The 971-nt window shown below is 69.1% G+C and carries 2 protein-coding genes; one reads left to right on the top strand and one right to left on the bottom strand.

Going from position 1 to position 971, the window contains the following annotated elements; all coding sequences use genetic code 11:
• Positions 1 to 687 (bottom strand): WD40 repeat domain-containing protein (locus EOA29_RS37975; protein WP_281061142.1); only part of this gene is annotated, 687 nt, incomplete at its 3' end.
• Between EOA29_RS37975 and EOA29_RS43930 the strand changes: the two genes are divergently transcribed.
• The gene (locus tag EOA29_RS43930; protein WP_281061143.1) at positions 635 to 946 is read left to right on the top strand and encodes a hypothetical protein; all 312 of its coding nucleotides are present in this window, start codon (positions 635 to 637) and stop codon (positions 944 to 946) included. The genes EOA29_RS37975 and EOA29_RS43930 overlap by 53 nt on opposite strands.
• Positions 947 to 971: the final 25 nt, after the last annotated feature.

The raw sequence follows: 971 nt of genomic DNA, 5'->3' as shown, positions 1-971 counted from the left end.
GCCATCGAGCGAGCCGGAGGCCAGCCGTTTGCCGTCGGCCGATAGCGCCAGCGCATAGACGGTTTCGGAATGGCCGTCGAAACGGCGCACCTCCTTGAAACCGTCGAGATCCCAGAGCTTGATCGTGCAGTCGCCGCTGCCGGTCACCGCATGATGGCCGTCGGCAGTGAAGACGGCGCCATAGGCGCCGCGGTCATGACCATGCCAGCTACGCAGTTCTCTGCCGGCGACGATGTCCCAGAGCTTCAGTTCGCCATCGATACTGGCGGTGAGCGCGCGGGTGCCGTCGGGGGAGACGGCGACGGCGCTGACCGGCCAGAAGTGCCCGGCCATCACATGCAGCGCGGAGCCCTTCTCGATATCCCAGACGATGACCTTGCCCATGGTGTTATGCCCGCTGACCGCACGTTTGCCGTCCGAGGTGATCGCCAGCTTGTTGACACCGCCGTTCAGGCCTGACGAAAAAACGTGCAGCACCGCGCCGTCGGAAAGCTGACGCAGCACGATCTCGCCGTCGTCGCCGGCGGTCAGCGCGGTTTTGCCGTCCGGCATGAAGAGCGCCGTGCGCGCCATGTCCTTGTGGGCTCCGAGGTCGCGGATCAGCCTTTTGCCGTCGATGTCCCAGAGCTTGATCATGCGGTCGGTGCTGGCGCTCATGATCTCGTGCCCATCGGCCGAGACCGCCAGCCAGACGACGGCGTCGCGATGGCCTTCGGGCGCGGTCGGCCGGGCCGGAGGCGTCGGCGGAGGCGGAGCGACCGTTTCGGGTGGCGTAGGAGGAGCCAGCGCTGTCCGCTGGGCGGGCTCCGTGGGCGCCGGGGAAGCCTGCTGCGTCGACGGCTGGGCTGGCGGAGCGCGCGCCAGGTCGGGCGGCACCTCGGTCAGGGGCGTCGGCCGGGCAGGCGCCGCAACAGGCTCGGCGGGCGGCCTCGCCACCGATTCCTGAGCAGGGGTAGCCGGCTGTGGAGCTG

The organism is Mesorhizobium sp. M1E.F.Ca.ET.063.01.1.1 (assembly GCF_003998155.1).
Lineage (GTDB): Bacteria > Pseudomonadota > Alphaproteobacteria > Rhizobiales > Rhizobiaceae > Mesorhizobium.
Note: the sequence above shows the minus strand (reverse complement) of the source record. Positions and strands in the feature narration are given on the sequence as shown.